At 64.9% G+C, this 15,009-nt stretch carries 19 protein-coding genes and 1 pseudogene; 6 read left to right on the top strand and 14 right to left on the bottom strand.

The window, feature by feature from the left end:
* Positions 1 to 438, top strand: a 438-nt coding sequence (locus SPHS8_RS19585; protein ID WP_201516815.1) for a hypothetical protein, incomplete at its 5' end; no start/stop codon positions are given.
* Here the strand turns inward: SPHS8_RS19585 and SPHS8_RS19590 are convergent.
* The 5 genes from SPHS8_RS19590 to SPHS8_RS19610 are packed head-to-tail and all read right to left on the bottom strand — an operon-like array spanning position 435 to position 2,080.
* The gene (locus tag SPHS8_RS19590) at positions 435 to 1,061 is read right to left on the bottom strand and encodes a histidine phosphatase family protein (RefSeq protein WP_013038661.1); all 627 of its coding nucleotides are present in this window, start codon (positions 1,059 to 1,061) and stop codon (positions 435 to 437) included. The genes SPHS8_RS19585 and SPHS8_RS19590 overlap by 4 nt on opposite strands.
* Positions 1,058 to 1,243 carry a hypothetical protein gene (locus SPHS8_RS19595; RefSeq protein ID WP_020818094.1) on the bottom strand — a complete coding sequence of 62 codons (186 nt, stop codon included), beginning with the start codon at positions 1,241 to 1,243 and terminating at the stop codon, positions 1,058 to 1,060. Before SPHS8_RS19595 ends, SPHS8_RS19590 begins: the two co-directional genes overlap by 4 nt.
* A complete protein-coding gene (locus SPHS8_RS19600) occupies positions 1,230 to 1,466 on the bottom strand; it encodes a hypothetical protein (RefSeq protein WP_013038659.1) in 237 nt (78 codons plus the stop codon). Before SPHS8_RS19600 ends, SPHS8_RS19595 begins: the two co-directional genes overlap by 14 nt.
* A gap of 12 nt (positions 1,467 to 1,478) precedes the next feature.
* The gene (locus SPHS8_RS19605) at positions 1,479 to 1,760 is read right to left on the bottom strand and encodes a helix-turn-helix domain-containing protein (protein ID WP_013038658.1); all 282 of its coding nucleotides are present in this window, start codon (positions 1,758 to 1,760) and stop codon (positions 1,479 to 1,481) included.
* Positions 1,757 to 2,080, bottom strand: coding sequence for a type II toxin-antitoxin system RelE/ParE family toxin (locus SPHS8_RS19610; RefSeq protein ID WP_013038657.1), 324 nt, complete (start codon positions 2,078 to 2,080; stop codon positions 1,757 to 1,759). The genes SPHS8_RS19605 and SPHS8_RS19610 overlap by 4 nt, the downstream gene beginning before the upstream one ends.
* A gap of 418 nt (positions 2,081 to 2,498) precedes the next feature.
* Here SPHS8_RS19610 and SPHS8_RS19615 point away from each other — a divergent pair, with 418 nt between their 5' ends.
* The 3 genes from SPHS8_RS19615 to SPHS8_RS19625 all read left to right on the top strand — a co-directional run bounded on the left by SPHS8_RS19615 (position 2,499) and on the right by SPHS8_RS19625 (position 4,172).
* Positions 2,499 to 3,131: a transcription elongation protein SprT gene (locus tag SPHS8_RS19615; protein ID WP_013038655.1), complete on the top strand. Its 633-nt coding sequence runs from the start codon at positions 2,499 to 2,501 to the stop codon at positions 3,129 to 3,131.
* 121 nt (positions 3,132 to 3,252) lie between these two features.
* Entirely contained in the window at positions 3,253 to 3,888 is a 636-nt protein-coding gene (locus SPHS8_RS19620; protein WP_004213364.1) for a nucleotide-binding protein, read from the top strand.
* Positions 3,888 to 4,172, top strand: a complete 285-nt coding sequence (locus SPHS8_RS19625) for a ribbon-helix-helix domain-containing protein (RefSeq protein ID WP_013038654.1) — start codon at positions 3,888 to 3,890, stop codon at positions 4,170 to 4,172. Before SPHS8_RS19620 ends, SPHS8_RS19625 begins: the two co-directional genes overlap by 1 nt.
* A 28-nt stretch (positions 4,173 to 4,200) precedes the next feature.
* Here the strand turns inward: SPHS8_RS19625 and SPHS8_RS19630 are convergent, their stop codons facing one another.
* The 9 genes from SPHS8_RS19630 to SPHS8_RS19670 all read right to left on the bottom strand — a co-directional run bounded on the left by SPHS8_RS19630 (position 4,201) and on the right by SPHS8_RS19670 (position 11,301).
* On the bottom strand, positions 4,201 to 5,304 hold the full coding sequence (locus tag SPHS8_RS19630; RefSeq protein WP_004213366.1) for a replication initiator protein A: 1,104 nt from the start codon (positions 5,302 to 5,304) through the stop codon (positions 4,201 to 4,203).
* Positions 5,305 to 6,360: 1,056 nt separating this feature from the next.
* On the bottom strand, positions 6,361 to 6,783 hold the full coding sequence (locus tag SPHS8_RS19635) for a hypothetical protein (protein ID WP_020819899.1): 423 nt from the start codon (positions 6,781 to 6,783) through the stop codon (positions 6,361 to 6,363).
* 76 nt (positions 6,784 to 6,859) lie between these two features.
* Complete coding sequence (locus SPHS8_RS19640) at positions 6,860 to 8,521, bottom strand: type IV secretory system conjugative DNA transfer family protein (RefSeq protein ID WP_013038680.1); 1,662 nt, start codon at positions 8,519 to 8,521, stop codon at positions 6,860 to 6,862.
* Between the two features lie 6 nt (positions 8,522 to 8,527).
* Positions 8,528 to 9,244, bottom strand: a complete 717-nt coding sequence (locus tag SPHS8_RS19645) for an SIMPL domain-containing protein (RefSeq protein WP_013038679.1) — start codon at positions 9,242 to 9,244, stop codon at positions 8,528 to 8,530.
* Positions 9,241 to 10,176, bottom strand: a complete 936-nt coding sequence (locus SPHS8_RS19650; protein WP_013038678.1) for a HEPN domain-containing protein — start codon at positions 10,174 to 10,176, stop codon at positions 9,241 to 9,243. The genes SPHS8_RS19645 and SPHS8_RS19650 overlap by 4 nt, the downstream gene beginning before the upstream one ends.
* Positions 10,173 to 10,457 carry a hypothetical protein gene (locus SPHS8_RS19655; RefSeq protein WP_013038677.1) on the bottom strand — a complete coding sequence of 95 codons (285 nt, stop codon included), beginning with the start codon at positions 10,455 to 10,457 and terminating at the stop codon, positions 10,173 to 10,175. Before SPHS8_RS19655 ends, SPHS8_RS19650 begins: the two co-directional genes overlap by 4 nt.
* The gene (locus SPHS8_RS19660; RefSeq protein ID WP_013038676.1) at positions 10,454 to 10,729 is read right to left on the bottom strand and encodes a hypothetical protein; all 276 of its coding nucleotides are present in this window, start codon (positions 10,727 to 10,729) and stop codon (positions 10,454 to 10,456) included. The genes SPHS8_RS19655 and SPHS8_RS19660 overlap by 4 nt, the downstream gene beginning before the upstream one ends.
* Positions 10,722 to 10,958, bottom strand: coding sequence for a conjugal transfer protein TraD (locus SPHS8_RS19665; protein WP_013038675.1), 237 nt, complete (start codon positions 10,956 to 10,958; stop codon positions 10,722 to 10,724). The genes SPHS8_RS19660 and SPHS8_RS19665 overlap by 8 nt, the downstream gene beginning before the upstream one ends.
* 37 nt (positions 10,959 to 10,995) lie before the next feature.
* Positions 10,996 to 11,301 carry a conjugal transfer protein TraD gene (locus SPHS8_RS19670; protein WP_013038674.1) on the bottom strand — a complete coding sequence of 102 codons (306 nt, stop codon included), beginning with the start codon at positions 11,299 to 11,301 and terminating at the stop codon, positions 10,996 to 10,998.
* Between the two features lie 176 nt (positions 11,302 to 11,477).
* Between SPHS8_RS19670 and traA the strand changes: the two genes are divergently transcribed.
* Positions 11,478 to 14,603 carry a Ti-type conjugative transfer relaxase TraA gene (gene traA / locus SPHS8_RS19675; RefSeq protein WP_013038673.1) on the top strand — a complete coding sequence of 1,042 codons (3,126 nt, stop codon included), beginning with the start codon at positions 11,478 to 11,480 and terminating at the stop codon, positions 14,601 to 14,603.
* 157 nt (positions 14,604 to 14,760) lie between these two features.
* Positions 14,761 to 14,961: pseudogene (locus tag SPHS8_RS19680) on the top strand (DUF6118 family protein); the annotation flags it as partial.
* Positions 14,962 to 15,009 lie beyond the last annotated feature (48 nt).

Consider the following 15,009-nt stretch of genomic DNA (forward strand, 5'->3'; position numbering starts at 1 on the left):
CCGTCCAATCTCCGCCAAGCATGCTCAAGCTTCACGATTTTTGCAACAGAGCCGGCGAACGGATCGCCGCTCGCCATACCGTTCGCCGGCGGCCTGCTACTCGGTCGCTTCCAGGCCGAACCAAAGATCGACAATTCAGGCGGCCATGTGACCTTCAACAAATATTGTATGCGGAATCACACCGTCTTTTACCCCACCCCGACGAATTTCGTTGTGCGAACCTACGTCAATCCGAAGCTGTTGAGGCCGGAACAGCATGAGATCGTGCGCGAGATGGAGGCATGGCTTGCGGCGCACCAGGCCGAAGCCGAGGCGGCCGTCATGCAATATCACCGGCTTGAAGATAACGACCAGGGCGAGTTTCTGGACTCCGCGAGCTGGGCGACGCTGCAAGCAGATTTTCAGGCTTTGTGGCCCCGGCTTTCCGCGCAGTTTTAGGCCGTGCCGGCCAGCGCCGGCGCACAGGACCAGCGGCCACCTTCCCAATGAAATCCTACCCGCTGCGCGTTGGCGATCGCGGGCGGCTCGCCCTTGCGCCAGAACGCCCGCATCTTGGCCCGTTCGTCCAGATGGGCGTCAGCGACGATCGCGCGCGCGGCCTGGATGAACTGCCCATGCCCGAACACATAGACCAGCGATGCAGCCGGCATGGCGGCGAGCCGCGCCAGCGCGGCCTCGCAGCGCCGTAGCAGGGTGGCGAAGCTCTCCGCCCCTTCCCCGTCGCAATAATCAGGATCGGCCGCGCTCCAATAGCGTTCGAGGTGCGGCATCCGCTCCGCGCTGCGCGTGCCGTTCCAGCGCGCCGGTTGCAGATAGGTGAACTCTTCGATCGGCCACACTTCGACCGGCACGCCGGGAAAGCGCGCGATCGTCGGCGCGGCCGTCTGCCGGGTGCGCGTATAGGGCGACGTGACGATGAGCGCGGGCGCTTGCGTCCAGCTCGCCGCGACTTCGCGCGCCTGTTCCTGGCCCAGCTCCGTCAGCTCGATCGCGCCGAGATCATCGCAGGGCACGCCGGCGTTGCCGGTGCTTTGGCCGTGGCGGATGAAAATCGCCCTCATAGCCGGTTGTCCCGGAGCCGATCGGGCGTCCAGCCTTCGGGCAATTCGTCGCCGGGTTCGGGAGGCCGATCGGGCACCTTGGCCAAGATGCGGTCAAGACCATCCAATGTGGAGCCTTTGGAACGCCGCCTGAAAAACTCCGCAGCCGTTTCCCCTTTGCGCGGCCGATCAATCGCCATCATGCAAATCCGTCATAAGCGCATCGACGCTGGGGAAGCGTGCCCCCTTCCCCGCTTCCAGTTCCTCGATCGCCGCGCGCGTCGCGGCTTGGCCGGTCAGCTCGGCCGTCGCCGCCATTTCGGCCTCGAACTGCGCCTTGCGCGCCTCATACTGGGCGCGGCGCTCTGGACTCCAATCCTTCATGCGATCAGCCACAAGATCGCGAAACGGGCGATGGCCTGCCATTTTGCCCGTCGCTCAGGCCGCTTCTTTCAGCGTCAACTCGACGTGCAGATGGGCCGACGCTGCAATGTTGACGAGCGCATCCAGGGAGAACTTGGCCAGCTTGCCGCGCAGCAGATCATTGGTCCGGGGCCGTGTCAGCCCAAGCCGCTTGCCCGCTTCGTCCTGTGAGACATTCCAGCCCTGCACCACCTTGCGGATTTCATACAGCAAGGACGAGCGCAGTTTCAGGTTCGCGGCCTCCTGCTCGGTATCAGCGAGCGCGTCCCACACGTTCTCATAGATTTCCGATGTCATTGCTCCGCCTTCCATCGTTTCAACCTTTGCGCCGCGAGTTCGAGGTCTTTCTTTGCCGTTGCCTGCGTCTTTTTCTGGAACGCATGAAGCACCAGAACCCGGTCTTCCAACGTCGCCAGATAGATCACCCGGAACGCGCCCGACGCTTCCCGGATGCGAATTTCCCGAACGCCTTGCCCCACGGTTTTCATGGGCTTCCAGTCGTCGGGATCGTCGCCGCGTTGGACAAGCTCAAGCTGCCAACCGGCATCTGTTCGCGCATCTTCGGGGAAGGCGCGAACATCGGCCTTGCTACTTCCCAACCACTCTACCGGCTTCATGAGGCTGGGTGTATCAAAACGGAGACATTAATTCAAGCTCCTTCGCCTTGGGCGTTCGGAGGCTGGGATTTGCGCCTGCCGCTGCGCGGCACCGTGGCCCTACTCGCTGCGCTCCCCAAGCCCGCAAGCGGTCTTGGCCCAAGGTGACGACCCACATGGCGGGGGCGAGATCGCAAGCGGATCTCGCTAGCCAAGGTGCCGGCGTTCGCCGGCGCGTCGTCTGCCTTGTGGGGGAAAGCCGGTCCCGGCCTTCTCTCCCCCGCAACGGGATTAGACGGGGCCGTGCCTCGCTGCGCTGCGGCCGCTCCACCCCCATCGAATCCCGCTGCCCCCCTCTCCCGCCGGCGTTCTTGGGCGTCCGTGTTCCGGCCGATGGCATGGCCATCGCCGGACAGGCGATTTGAAGGGAGTAAGGACGATGACCCACCAAACCCGTGAAAGCTGGCTCAATGCGGTGGCGCAGGGCATGGCTCCGCTGTTCGAGGCGCTGGACGCCCCCCTGCCCGACCGCGTGCGCGTGGCGATCGGCTTCACCAGCAGAGGCGCGAAGGCCAAGGCGATCGGCGAGTGCTGGGATAATCGCTTGAGCGCGGACGGCCATTTTGAAATCTTCATCCGGCCCGACCTGGCGCACGCGCCCGACGCCATGCCGGCGCAGATCGCGGCCATCCTCGCGCATGAGCTGGTCCATGCCGCAGTCGGCATCCCGGCAGGGCATGGGAAGGCGTTTAAACGGGCCGCCCTTGGGCTGGGCCTAGTCGGGCCGATGCGCGCCACCACCCCCGGCGAGGCGTTCCTTGCGGCCATCGCGCCGATCTTGGAGAGCGTCGGCCCCCTCCCCCATGCCCGCCTTGATACGGATGGAGAGTCGACCGCGCCCAAGAAGCAGAAAACCCGGATGCTCAAATGCGAGTGCGCGACGTGCGGCTATACCGTCAGGACCGCGCGCAAATGGTTGGAGCTGGCCGGAGCGCCGCTTTGCCCGATCGAGGATCACGGCCAGATGCAGCATGAGCCGCTGGACGATGACGAGGCCGAGCCGGAGGAATGATGCGCCGCGCTTTCGTCAGTTCAGATTCAGCGCCGCCCTATCGTCATTTCAGCGACGATAGGGCTTTCCCTCTCGGTTCACCGCGTATACAAGTATAGGACTATACGTGTAGGAGTGTAGCATGAAGGTTCTCGCCATTCTCTCACAGAAAGGGGGCGTCGGGAAAACGACGCTCGCCACCTGTCTGGCGGTCGCGGCCGAGCAGGCCGGCAAGGTCGCTGCGATCATCGACCTGGACCCGCAGGCGACGGCCTCGTTCTGGAAAGACGTGCGCCAGCTCGACACGCCCGCCGTGGCGTCGATTCAGCCGGTGCGCCTGCCCGCCATGCTCAAAGCCTGCGAGGATGCCGGCACCGATCTTGTCGTGATCGACGGGGCGGCGGTCGCGCGCGACGTGGCCTATGAGGCAGCGCGCCAAGCCGATTTCATCCTGATCCCGACCAAGACGGCCGTATTCGACACCATGAGCATGACGCACACGCTCGACGTTGTGCGCCAGCTCGACCGCGCCTTTGCCGTGGTCCTTACCTTCGTGCCCCCACAAGGTCAGGAAACCGGCGATGCGATTCAGGCCGTGGCGGAGCTGGGCGCGACGGTTTGCCCGGTGACGATCGGCAACCGCAAAGCCTTTTTCCGCGCCCAAGCCGCAGGCCAGGCCGTGCAGGAGTTCGAGCCGCACGGACCAGCGGCCGACGAAATCCACCGGCTATACGAGTATACAACTATACGCCTATACAATGAAGCGGAGGCGGCGTGATGGCGAAGGGCGGAAACAGTCTGCAAGCGGTGCTGAACCGCGCCAAGGCGGACGGAGACGCGGCCCCGGCACCAGCGCCGGCGATCGAGCCGGTAGACGTGTCCCGCAAGGCCCCGCCGAGCGGCCGACAGGGGACCAAGTTGATTGGCGGGCATTTCCCCCCGGAGGTCAGCACACAGCTTCGTATTATCGCGGCCGAGGAAGGGACGACCGTTCAAAGCCTGCTAGGCGAGGCGCTGGACGACCTGTTCGTGAAGAAGGGGAGGGGGCGCATCACCAGCTAGTATAGGTGTATAGCTGTATACGCCTATACTAGCGCAAGGGGGCGGTCTTGTGCTTGTTGCGGCAGAAGCCGATGAAGGCGGCGCGGGGGCTTTTCAGTTCCGGCCGTCCGCTGTCGATCCACCATGACACCCATTGGTCATAGAGCGCATACACGTCATAGCCAGGCGCAACGCTCTTGGCGTCGTGGAAGCCTTCGGGGTCGATATAGGGCCGTTCGGGTTCCGCCTCGATCGCCTCGACCGTATCCAGCGCCTCGCGATTGCGGAACGTGACCGTATCGCCGTTCATTTCCACGGCATAGTCGGGCAGATGATCGTGCGCGACGAGATCGCGCAGCATCGAGCGGAACACGCGCAGATGGCTACTCGCGCCAGTCTTTTTCTGTAGCGTTTCGACCGAGATCGACCATTTTTCCTGCGCGCCGCAATGCTTGCGCGCCAGCTCGTAGATGCGCCGTTCGAGCGGCTTGCGGAGACGGAAATAGTCGCGGTGCAGCGTCAGGACACTGCGCCCCTCGACCATCTTGAACAGCCAATCGGAGAGCGTGACCTTGATTTCCGACATTTGGCCGGAGCGGGTTTGCCGCACGATCCGCCATTCGTTGATGAGGCCGAACCCTTCGGTGATTTCCTCGCCATCGGCCTTGATGTTCGTGGTGATCCGCGTCCCCGACAGGCGCTCGAACGCGCTCCGCAGTCGGTCATAGCCGTCGCCATCGGTTTGCCGGTTGGTCCACACTAGCAGATCGCGCGCCGTGAGGTGCAAGGTGCGGCTCGGCCGCTCGCCCTGGTTCATCTTCCCGATGAGCTGGGAGATGCAGTAGATCAGAATATCCTTGTCGTGGATCGTCGCCAGCCCTTTGACGCTGGGGACGATTTCGAGCTTGTTGCCGTTATGCTCGTAGCGGAACACGCGCCGATCGGGCTTGGTCGCGAGCGAGAAAATCGGATGCTCCATCGAGGCCATGTCATCCTTGGGGATGGCGTCGAGAACATCGCAAATGAACAGATCGGGATCGGGATAGCGAACCGGCAACAGGGGAGGGCGACCCTCCGCGCCGTTCGGGGTTTCGTTGACGGCAAGCGGAAGTTCGGGGTTTCGTTGACGGTCAGGCTCGATTCGGGGTTTCATTGACGGCCACCGTAGATTCGGGGTTTCATTGACGCAACGAAAAAGTTCGGGGTTTCATTGACGCTCGCCGACGATTCGGGGTTTCGTTGACGCAGATTCGGGGTTCTGGAGTCACCGGATTCGGGGTTCCGTTGACGCCCAAGGCCAAAAAATGGCCGATTTCACTATTATATTCAGTATCTTACGGAGACGCCAAAATCCCGTAACACGACTCTTTAACCCATATATTAACACTAGGCCGCCCTGTGGATAACTTTTGCCGCGACGTGGTTTCACCCACCAGCATCCCGCCAGATCGGACAACCTGTCCCGGAAATCGGGACAGAGGCAGCGCGACTCACTGGCGCAGTGCTTGAAGCACGGTCAGAGGGAAGAAAAGCGCCGCCTCTTGGGGGCTTCGCCCCCGCCGGCTCGCGGCCTGCGGCCGCCCCGGATCGCTTTGCGATCCTCCCACCCGGCATCCCCCATGATGAGCCGGCTTCGCCGGCACGCTTTTTGTTGGATTAGGGATCGTTTAAACGCTGCGCCCCTGCCGCGACCACAGCGCCAGCGGCACCGTCGCAATTGGCTTTCCAGAAAAGCCAGGCGGATAGGGCAGCGATCAAGCCGAGAGGGCAGGGGAGGCGGAAACGTCGCGGCAGGGGCGATTTCCGGGCCGCTGGGCGTCATTCTGAGCGTTCGGCAGGGTTGGAGAGGTCGAGCGCCCGATGCCGCTCTACGGGCTTCCTAGGCGGCCGATTTTTTGGAAGCTAGATCCTCGCACGATCGCGCGCGACGACACGGAAGTGCGTTTTATGGACGCTAGGGCTGAAAAACGGCAACATCGGGTCCGAGCGGCCGCGATCGGCGCGGCGAGCTTCAAGATTTGTGCGCCAGACAACGATTTCGCGAACCTGGCCCGATCATCGTTGCGGGAGAGGGCGGAATCCTACGCTAAGAACCGGCAGGGGAGGGCGCGGAAAGTCCGCTAAACAACGCCCAGGCCGAACAGACGGCGAACTTGTATATTTGTATACGCCTATACATTCGCGCCCTGTGGCGCGTGGTGCTATCGCTTCAATTCAGGACGGGTTTGTCGTCGGCCGATGGATCAGCGTGGAAAAGGCCCTCCATCGGATTGTCGCGAATATACTCGCCGCCTTCGGCAAATGCCCGGAGAGGATCGTTGCCCTTCATGCGGCCAGCGGTGATTTCGCGTTCGGTCACGCGCAAAAGCACGGCCTTGTCGATCTGCCCGTCAACCAAACTCTCCTGGCGGAGCATGAGATGGTAAGTCGAAAGGTTATCGGCCAGAAAGCCGATGATCTGAGAGCCTGGGGCTTGTGCCTTGGCCAAGCCTTCGGCAGCGATGTTGGTCAACGCAATGTGCATACTTATCAGGCGGACACGGTTAAATTCGTCGCGCTCGACAGCGTGCAGTTCTATCAGCTCATCGACCAATGCTTGTAGGTCACAGCCCGGCTCGCCGATGCTTTTCATGAATCGATCGGCAAATTCCTCAAATCGTTCATTAGGCATGGTCGAAATACCTTGTGTTTGAGACGGTTTAAACGCTCTACACCTTGTCGAACTTCCCCGCGAACTCGCGATCGGCGAAATAGCGTAGCTTGGCGGCGACGATCGGCCGTTGCCCCGCGAGGAACAGGAGCTGCAAATCCTCGCGCAGCGTGCGGACCTCATCGGGCGTGAGCAAGGGGCGGCCGACATGCTGCGATCCGAACGATATGCCGGTCTCTTCCGCGTCGATCGCGCGGCTCATGCTCTCGAACACGACCGTTTCCTGGCCGAGCAGATCGGAGACGAGCTTGGCGCTGTCGTGATCGTTGACGCCGAATATCTGCAAGACGCCGGCGTTCGACAGGAAGGTGCCGGCGCGGCGCTCGTAGAGCGCGCGGAGCTGGTGAACGTCTTGCAGGATCGGCCAGAGCTGGATGCCGTAGCCGGCCATGAGGCCCATAGCGCGCTCGACGGGTTCGAGGCGGCCGAGGGCGGCGAACTCATCGAGCAGGAACAGGACGGAGCGGGCAGGGGAGGCCGGCGCGCGCGCGAGATCGGTCAGCCCTTGCGCGAGCATCAGGCGCAGCCAGCGCGCATAGGTGGCGAGCCGATCGGGCGGCAGCACCAGATAGACGCTGGTAGGCTGCGCCTTCACATCGGCGAACGTGAAATCCGAGTGCCCCAGCACCGCCGTCATGCGCGGGCTGTCGAGAAAATGGGTATGGCGCTGCGCGGCCGACAGCACGCCAGCGGCTTCGCGATCGGACTTGCCGAGGTGGCGATTGGCGGCGCGGGCGGTGAGGCCGCCTTGCGCCTGCATGGCTTCGAGCTGGGCGGCGAAGGCTTGCGGAGCGAGGGTGAGCCGGTCGCGCAGCGTGGCAAGGGTTCGTGTGCCCGCCGGCTCCTGGCAAACGATATGCAGGATCAGGCCGGCGATCAACGCCTTGGCTTCCTCGTTCCAATGCGCCTCGCCCGCTTCGCCGGGGGCGTCATAGACCAGTGCGTCGGCCAGCGTCATGCAGTCGTCGGCGAGATCGAGGCCGGCAGGGTCGATACGATCCAATGGATTGAACGCGGCCCCGACCATGCCCGTTACGCCGAAGGGATCGAGGACATGGACCGGGCCGAAGCGTGCGCGATAGTGGGCGGTGATACGCGCGTTCTCGCCCTTGGGGTCGATGCAGACGACCGGGCCGGGATAGTCGAGCAGGTTGGGGATGATGGTGCCCACGCCCTTGCCGGTGCGCGTCGGCGCGATCGTCAGCAGATGGGCGGGGCCGGCATAGCGCAGCGGCTTGCCCGATTTGCGGTCGCGGCCGATCAGCAGGCCGTCGCCATTTTGGGCGAGGGGGCGCGTCTCGCGATCGGTGGCGAAGCGGGCCGAGCCGTGGGTATCGTCGCCGGCAGGGCCACCATAGCGCAGGATCAGCGGTTGGAAGAGGGCGCGCAGCGTGACCAGGATGATGACGAGGAACGTCAGCATCATGCCGAGCTGGTAGAGATTGGAATCGCGAGCCAGGCCGAGCAGGGAGGCGAGGACGAATTGCATCCCGCCGGCCAGGACGATGCCGACGATCAGGAACAGGATCGCGGTGCGAAACAGATGGCGGATGAGCGCGAGCGGGCTAAGGGTCAGCGCCGTGATCGCCCAAATCGGTTGCTCGCGCGCGAGGCGGGCGAGGTTGCGGATCGCGCGGCCGAGCTGGCGGAACCATTCCATGCCGGATCACTTCGCCGCCAGGGCGAAATCCACCCGCACGGTCACGATGTTCATGTTGGTCCCCGCCATCACCGGGGGCGCTGCCTGTGGCACGACTGTCGGGGGAGCGGCGATGCGGGCCTCCATGTCGGCCATTTGCGGCATATAGCCGCCCTGGCCGCCATCGCTGATCGCCAGCACGCGCGTAACGCGCAGGTTGGCGGCGGCGGCATAGGCATCGGCCTTGGCGCGCGCGGCCTTGTAGGCGGTGCCATAAGCGCCGAGGTTGGCCTTTTCGGGATCGGCGACCGAGAGATTGGGGCCGGAGACGATGTTGGCCCCGGCAGCGGTGACGGCGGCGAGAGCTTCGCTCACCCGTTTGTTGTCGCGGACCCGCACGGCGACGCTGTTGCTGGCCTCATAGCGGCCCTTGTTCGCGCCATAGTCGATCCGGTTGACCGAGAGGTTGCGGGTCTGAATATCCCGCGCCGGAATGTCGAGCCTGGCGAGCGCGGCGGTGATCTTGTTCATGGTTTCCGCGTTGCGGGCGCTGGCGGCCTGCGCGTCGGCGGCGATGCTCGACAGGCCGGCAGTGAACAACGCCTGATCGGGGGTGGCTTCGGCGCGCCCCGTGCCGGTGACGGTCAGCACGGTTTCGTCGCGATCGACACCGCGAGGGTCGGGCGCAGCGGGGGTGCAGGCGGCGAGGCCGAGCAGGGGCGTGAGGAACAGGGCTGGTTTCATGGCAATCCTCCTGGGTCGTTTTTGGTGTCGATCGTGGCGAGATGTTCGGCGCAGATCGCGGCGGCGATCGTGTGGAAATGCCTCACGCGCTCGACGAGCCAGGCCAGTTCGTCGGGGGTGATTTCATAGGCGTGGGAATAGCGGGCCTCGACATAGGCGCGCTGCAACTGTGCGAAATGGCGGCGGGCCGCGCGAGTATCGCGCGGCCATGCTTCGATCAGCCGGGGGTCTAGATTTTCGGCGAGCGAGCGCAGGATGCCGAGACGGTGCGATTTGGGCGCGTAGAGCGTCAGGACGAGCAGCACGGCATTGTAAGCCCGCTCGACGGCCTGGTGCAGCATGAACGCCGCATCGCGCGGCACGCCGTCGGCGATGCTGTCCTGGGCGAGCTTGAGCGCGTGCGCGGCGAGCGGGAACCAATGGTCGCGATGGCGCAGGGCTTCGGCGTGGCGTTCCTGCGCGTCGAGCTGGCGCGGCATGGCGAGGCCCTGTCCCGGCGCTTCGTAGAGGGCAATGCCATCGCGGGCTATGTCGGCAAAGAAGGGACGGCCGCGCGCGAGCTGGTCATTTACGTCCATCAGGGAATGGACGATGAAATTGACCGGCGTTGAGAGATGGCGGGTGACGGTCAGCTCGCGCACCAGATGATCGTCGGCGACCGCCCACCATGTTTGCAGATCGGTGAAGGTCTCGGAGTTGACGACGACGAGAAGGTCATAGTCGGAGATGTAGCCGCTGGCGCGATCCTCGACCCAATCGCCGCGCGCGTAGGAGCCGAACAGGATCAGCTTGAGGATGCGGCCGCCCTTGCGTTTGTCGGAGAGCTTGGTTTTGACGGCATCCTCAAATTCATCGAACAGGACGCGGGCGACCCGTTCCAGTTCGCGGCGCTTGGCGGCGGGAAGATGATCGAGATCGGCCCGCATCGTCATCCGATCGTTGCCGGCGTGATCGCCAGCGCCGGGTCCGCGTCGGGATGATCGAGCAGCTTGAGGACGATCGCGGTGGCGAGGGGAGGGGGGACAGCTTCCGCGCGCAGCATGTCGAACAGGGCGTGTTCGTCGGCGTCGAGGTCCATGCCTTCGATCGCGAGATTGGCGCGGGCTTCGGCATCGCCTTCGCGCCACATCGCGACTTCGGCGGGGGTGCCGCGCACATAATCGAGCGCGCGGACCTGGGCGCGGATCGCCCCGATGTCGAGGGCGCGCGTCACGGTTCCTGTCCTTCGCTTGCCGGCAGCGCGATATGGGTGATGCCCGGAGCGGCGGCGATTTCGTCCACCAGGCTATCGACGGTTTCCATGCGGTGACTGGGCCAGTCGCGCGAGACGGTGACATAGCCGGCATCGGTCTGGACATTGATGGTCGCGGTGGCGGGAAGCAGATCGAGCAGCGAGGCGAGCTTGTCCTGAATGTCGGGGGTGATCCGGTCGATTCCCGGTCCGACCATCAGGAGCTGCCAGGAGAGGCGCGACGTGTCAGTCATGGGCGTTTCCTTCCGCGTTGTCCTGTCCTTCCGCTTCCGCGTCGAAGGCCCGTTTGCCGCGCCGCTTCCAGAGCGCGAGGGCGTTGCCATCGCCTTGCGCGCGGGCGGCCAGATCGAGCATCGCGCCATAGAGCGTTGCTCGATCGTCGTCGGTCAGTTCGACGAGCCCGGCTTTCTGGACGAGGCCGCCCAGCTCTATGAGATGGCGGGTGCGTTCGCGACGCTGCACGACCCATCCTCTCGTATCGGTGCGGCGCTTGGCGGCTTCAACCCTGTGCCTCGCCTGCGCCAGCTTGGTTTCCGCCTTCGCCGTTGCCGCCAGCGCGTCGCCCAGCCTTGCGCCCGCGTCCTTGAAAGAAGGCCGCGCCCCGCGAGCGCCACGCCTCCCTTTCCTCCGCGTCGGCCGATTCCACGGCGGCGAGCAGCGCACCGGCGAGCGTGTCCAGATCGAGCGCATCGGCCCCGGTCCCCGTCACCAGCTCGCCGAGTTGCTGTATCTTCTTCGCCTTGATAGACTTGGCCTTGTCGCTCAGTGCCCGCAATTCGGCGTCATAGTCGCGCGTCTTTCGCATCATTCTCTCCCTCGCGCCCGTCGAACAGAAGCCGCACAGTAGCATGATCGCGCTGGCAGGACAGCGGTTCCGAACAGAAATACGGTGAAGTCAATCACGCGAACGGCAGTGAGTGGTGAGTGCGCGCTTATAGGTCGTTGCCGACCTGCGCTAAGAAAGGTAAGTTTCGTATCGTCATGGCAATCTACCATTTCTCCGCGAAAGTCATTGGCCGATCCAGTGGATCGAGCGCCGTTGCGAGCGCGGCCTATCGTGCGGCGGAGCGGCTGCACGATGACCGACTCGGGCGCGATCATGATTTCTCGAACAAGGCCGGCGTCGTCCATTCGGAAATCATGCTGCCCGAAGGTGCGCCGGAGCGTTTAAACGATCGCGCGACCTTGTGGAACGAGGTGGAGGCCGGCGAGAAGCGCAAGGACGCGCAACTTGCCCGCGAAGTCGAGTTCTCGATTCCGCGCGAGCTGAACCAGCAGCAGGGCGTCCAGCTCGCCCGCGAGTTCGTCGAAAAGCAGTTCGTCGAACGCGGCATGGTGGCCGACCTCAATGTGCATTGGGACATGGGCAAGGACGGCCAGCCCAAGCCGCACGCGCATGTCATGTTGTCGATGCGTGAAATCAGCCCGGACGGCTTCGGCAAGAAGGTAGTCGAGTGGAACAGCACGGCGCTCCTGAAGGAGTGGCGCGAGGCGTGGGCCGACCATGTGAACCAGCGCCTTGCCGAGCTGGATATTGACGCGCGGATCGACCATCGCACGTTGGCGGCGCAGGGGATCGACCTTGAGCCGCAACACAAGATCGGGCCGGCTGCATCGCGGATGCCCGAACAAGGGCTTGAGGCCGAGCGGGTCGAGGACCATGCCCGGATCGCGCGCGAAAATGGCGAGAAGATCATTGCGCGGCCCGAGATCGCGCTGGACGCGATCACGCGCCAGCAGGCGACGTTCACGCGGCGCGACCTGGCGCAGTTCGCGTTCCGGCACAGCGACGGCAAGGATCAGTTCGACCAGGTGATGAGCGCGGTGCGGACCTCGCCCGAGCTGGTGGCGCTGGGGAAGGACGGGCGCGGCGAGGATCGGTTCACGTCGCGCGACATGATCGACACCGAGCAGCGGTTGAGCCAGGCCGGCGATCGGCTTGCGGATCGGGCGGGGCATGGTCTCTCGGCGGCGTCTCAAATGGGGGGGCGAGACACCGCCGAGAGTGGAAGCCTTGCGCTGGGAAGCCAGCAAAAGGACGCCCTGGCGCATATCACCGGCAAGAACGACCTGGCAATCGTCGTCGGCTATGCCGGCACCGGCAAATCGACCATGTTGGGCGTGGCGCGCGACGAATGGGAGCGCGCCGGCTATCAGGTGCGCGGCGCGGCCTTGTCCGGCATCGCGGCCGAGGGGCTTGAGGGCGGTTCCGGCATCCAGTCCCGCACGATCGCGAGCATGGAATATCAGTGGGACCAGGGCCGCGAGCTGCTAGGCCCGCGCGACGTGCTGGTGATCGACGAGGCGGGCATGATCGGCACGCGCCAGATGGAGCGCGTATTGTCCGAGGCCGAAAGGGCCGGCGCGAAGGTGGTCCTTGTCGGCGATCCCGAGCAGTTGCAGGCGATCGAGGCCGGGGCGGCGTTCCGGTCCCTTGCCGAGCGCCACGGCGCGGCCGAGATCAGCGAGGTTCGCCGGCAGCATGAGGACTGGCAGAAGGACGCCACGCGGGCGCTGGCGACGGGCAGGACCGGCGAGGCGATCCATGCCTATGCCGAGCATGGCATGGTCCACGCGGCCGAGACGCGCGAGGCTGCGCGGGCCGAGCTGATCGACACATGGGACGCGCAGCGGCTTGCCGATCCCGAAAAGACGCGGATCATCCTCACCCACACCAATGCCGAGGTTCGTGATTTGAACCAGGCCGCGCGCGATCGGCTGCGCGAAGCCGGCGAGCTGGGGCAGGACGTGCGGATTTCGGCCGAGCGGGGCGCGCGCGAGTTCGCGACCGGCGACCGCATCATGTTCCTGAAAAACGAGCGCGGGCTAGGCGTGAAGAACGGCACGCTGGGGAAGGTCGAGCGCGTGTCGCCCGACAGCATGGCGGTGCGGCTCGATGATGGCCGACAGGTGGCGTTCGACCTCAAGGACTATGCCCATGTCGATCATGGCTATGCCGCGACCATCCACAAATCGCAGGGCGTGACGGTCGATCAGGGGCATGTGCTGGCGACGCCGGGGATGGACCGCCATGCGGCCTATGTGGCGCTGTCGCGGCACCGTGAGGGCGTGCAGCTCCACTATGGCCGCGACGACTTCGCCGACGATCGGCGGCTTGTCCGCACGCTGTCGCGCGAGCGGGCGAAGGATATGGCGTCGGATTATCCCATGTATCGGGACCGCGACGCCGAGGCGCAATCGTTCGCCGATCGGCGCGGTCTGTCGGGCGAGATCCGATTGCCGGATGCGCCCGAGCGCAAGGGTGTGGAGCTTCTTGGCCCGCGTGCTGGCACCATGCGCCAGATGGGCGGAGATCCACGCCCACGCGAGATCGGCGAGGGCCGCGGCGCAGGGGATGCGAAGGCCGCGGCCGAGCGACAGCCGCGGCGCGGCATGTTCGACGGCTTGAAGCTGTCGGCCGAGCCGGCGAAGGCGGCCGAGCCAGCGCAGGGCGCGAAGGAAAAAGCGGCTCCCAAGCGGGGCATGTTCGATGGGCTGAAACTGTCGTCGCGCACGCCGACGCCGGCGAAGGAAGCCCCGGCGCGTGCCGAGCAGGGCCTTACCCATGATTTCCGGCGCGCGGTCGAGCGGGCCTCGCGTTCGGCCGAGGCGGTGTTGCAGGCCCGCGCATCGGGCGGGCCGGTATTGGAGCATCAGAAGGTCGCGCTCGAGCGCGCGACCGAGGCGCTGGACCAGATCAGGGCGGGGGCTTCGCGCGATATGGCATCGGCGTTCCAGCGCGAACCCGGCTTGCTCCATGAGGCGGCGGCGGGGCGCAGCGGCCCGATGATGGATGCGATGGCGCAGGAGGCCAAGGTGCGGGCCGATCCGAACTTGCGCGCCGATCGGTTCGTGGAACGCTGGCAACAGCTCTCCCAGGACCGTGACCGGCTTTATCGCGCCGGCGACATGACGGGCCGCGAGAAGGCGGGCAAGGAAATGGCGGGCATGGCGAAAAGCCTTGAGCGCGATCCCCAGGTGGAATCGATCCTGCGCGGCCGTGAGCGCGAGCTGGGGCTTGAGATGGGCATGGGGCGCGGGCGCGACCTTAGCCACCAGTTGACGCACGAACTTGGGATTGGCCGCGATCGTGGCCTTAGCCGGTAATTGGCCGACCGGAAAAATGGCCTGCCAGTCCCACGACTGGCAGGCCAGTAAGTCTCAAGAGAGTCGCTATTGAGACTTTCGGGTCGCGCGCCGCCTTATCATTTGATTTCGTTGGATGTTGTGAAAAATTGTCAAATATAGACGGACGGAGGCGGCGATGCGGGAAGAGGATGATAGTTTTGGCGACGCTGACGATCCGGCGCTGGCGTTCGCGCGGGTCGAGGATCGGTTGGCGTCGGTGCATGGCGAGGTGGCGTTGCTGCGCGCCGCGATCGAGGGGCTGACCGCCGCGCGCGAGAATATCGAGATTCCCGATTACGAGCCGACGCTGGGGCGCACCGAGCAAGTGCTGGGGCTCTGTTGCAAAAATCGTGAAGCTTGAGCATGCTTGGCGGAGATTGGACGG

Origin of the sequence: Sphingobium sp. S6, from assembly GCF_905120495.1 — a bacterium.
GTDB classification, from domain to species: domain Bacteria; phylum Pseudomonadota; class Alphaproteobacteria; order Sphingomonadales; family Sphingomonadaceae; genus Sphingobium; species Sphingobium agri.

Bases quoted from the DNA above. Each gene is read 5' to 3' on its own strand.
- SPHS8_RS19590 (WP_013038661.1), bottom strand. From the start codon at position 1,061: ATGAGGGCGATTTTCATCCGCCACGGCCAAAGCACCGGCAACGCCGGC.
- SPHS8_RS19595 (WP_020818094.1), bottom strand. From the start codon at position 1,243: ATGATGGCGATTGATCGGCCGCGCAAAGGGGAAACGGCTGCGGAGTTT.
- SPHS8_RS19600 (WP_013038659.1), bottom strand. From the start codon at position 1,466: ATGGCAGGCCATCGCCCGTTTCGCGATCTTGTGGCTGATCGCATGAAG.
- SPHS8_RS19605 (WP_013038658.1), bottom strand. From the start codon at position 1,760: ATGACATCGGAAATCTATGAGAACGTGTGGGACGCGCTCGCTGATACC.
- SPHS8_RS19610 (WP_013038657.1), bottom strand. From the start codon at position 2,080: ATGAAGCCGGTAGAGTGGTTGGGAAGTAGCAAGGCCGATGTTCGCGCC.
- SPHS8_RS19615 (WP_013038655.1), top strand. From the start codon at position 2,499: ATGACCCACCAAACCCGTGAAAGCTGGCTCAATGCGGTGGCGCAGGGC.
- SPHS8_RS19620 (WP_004213364.1), top strand. From the start codon at position 3,253: ATGAAGGTTCTCGCCATTCTCTCACAGAAAGGGGGCGTCGGGAAAACG.
- SPHS8_RS19625 (WP_013038654.1), top strand. From the start codon at position 3,888: ATGGCGAAGGGCGGAAACAGTCTGCAAGCGGTGCTGAACCGCGCCAAG.
- SPHS8_RS19630 (WP_004213366.1), bottom strand. From the start codon at position 5,304: ATGAAACCCCGAATCGAGCCTGACCGTCAACGAAACCCCGAACTTCCG.
- SPHS8_RS19635 (WP_020819899.1), bottom strand. From the start codon at position 6,783: ATGAAAAGCATCGGCGAGCCGGGCTGTGACCTACAAGCATTGGTCGAT.
- SPHS8_RS19640 (WP_013038680.1), bottom strand. From the start codon at position 8,521: ATGGAATGGTTCCGCCAGCTCGGCCGCGCGATCCGCAACCTCGCCCGC.
- SPHS8_RS19645 (WP_013038679.1), bottom strand. From the start codon at position 9,244: ATGAAACCAGCCCTGTTCCTCACGCCCCTGCTCGGCCTCGCCGCCTGC.
- SPHS8_RS19650 (WP_013038678.1), bottom strand. From the start codon at position 10,176: ATGACGATGCGGGCCGATCTCGATCATCTTCCCGCCGCCAAGCGCCGC.
- SPHS8_RS19660 (WP_013038676.1), bottom strand. From the start codon at position 10,729: ATGACTGACACGTCGCGCCTCTCCTGGCAGCTCCTGATGGTCGGACCG.
- SPHS8_RS19670 (WP_013038674.1), bottom strand. From the start codon at position 11,301: ATGCGAAAGACGCGCGACTATGACGCCGAATTGCGGGCACTGAGCGAC.
- traA (WP_013038673.1), top strand. From the start codon at position 11,478: ATGGCAATCTACCATTTCTCCGCGAAAGTCATTGGCCGATCCAGTGGA.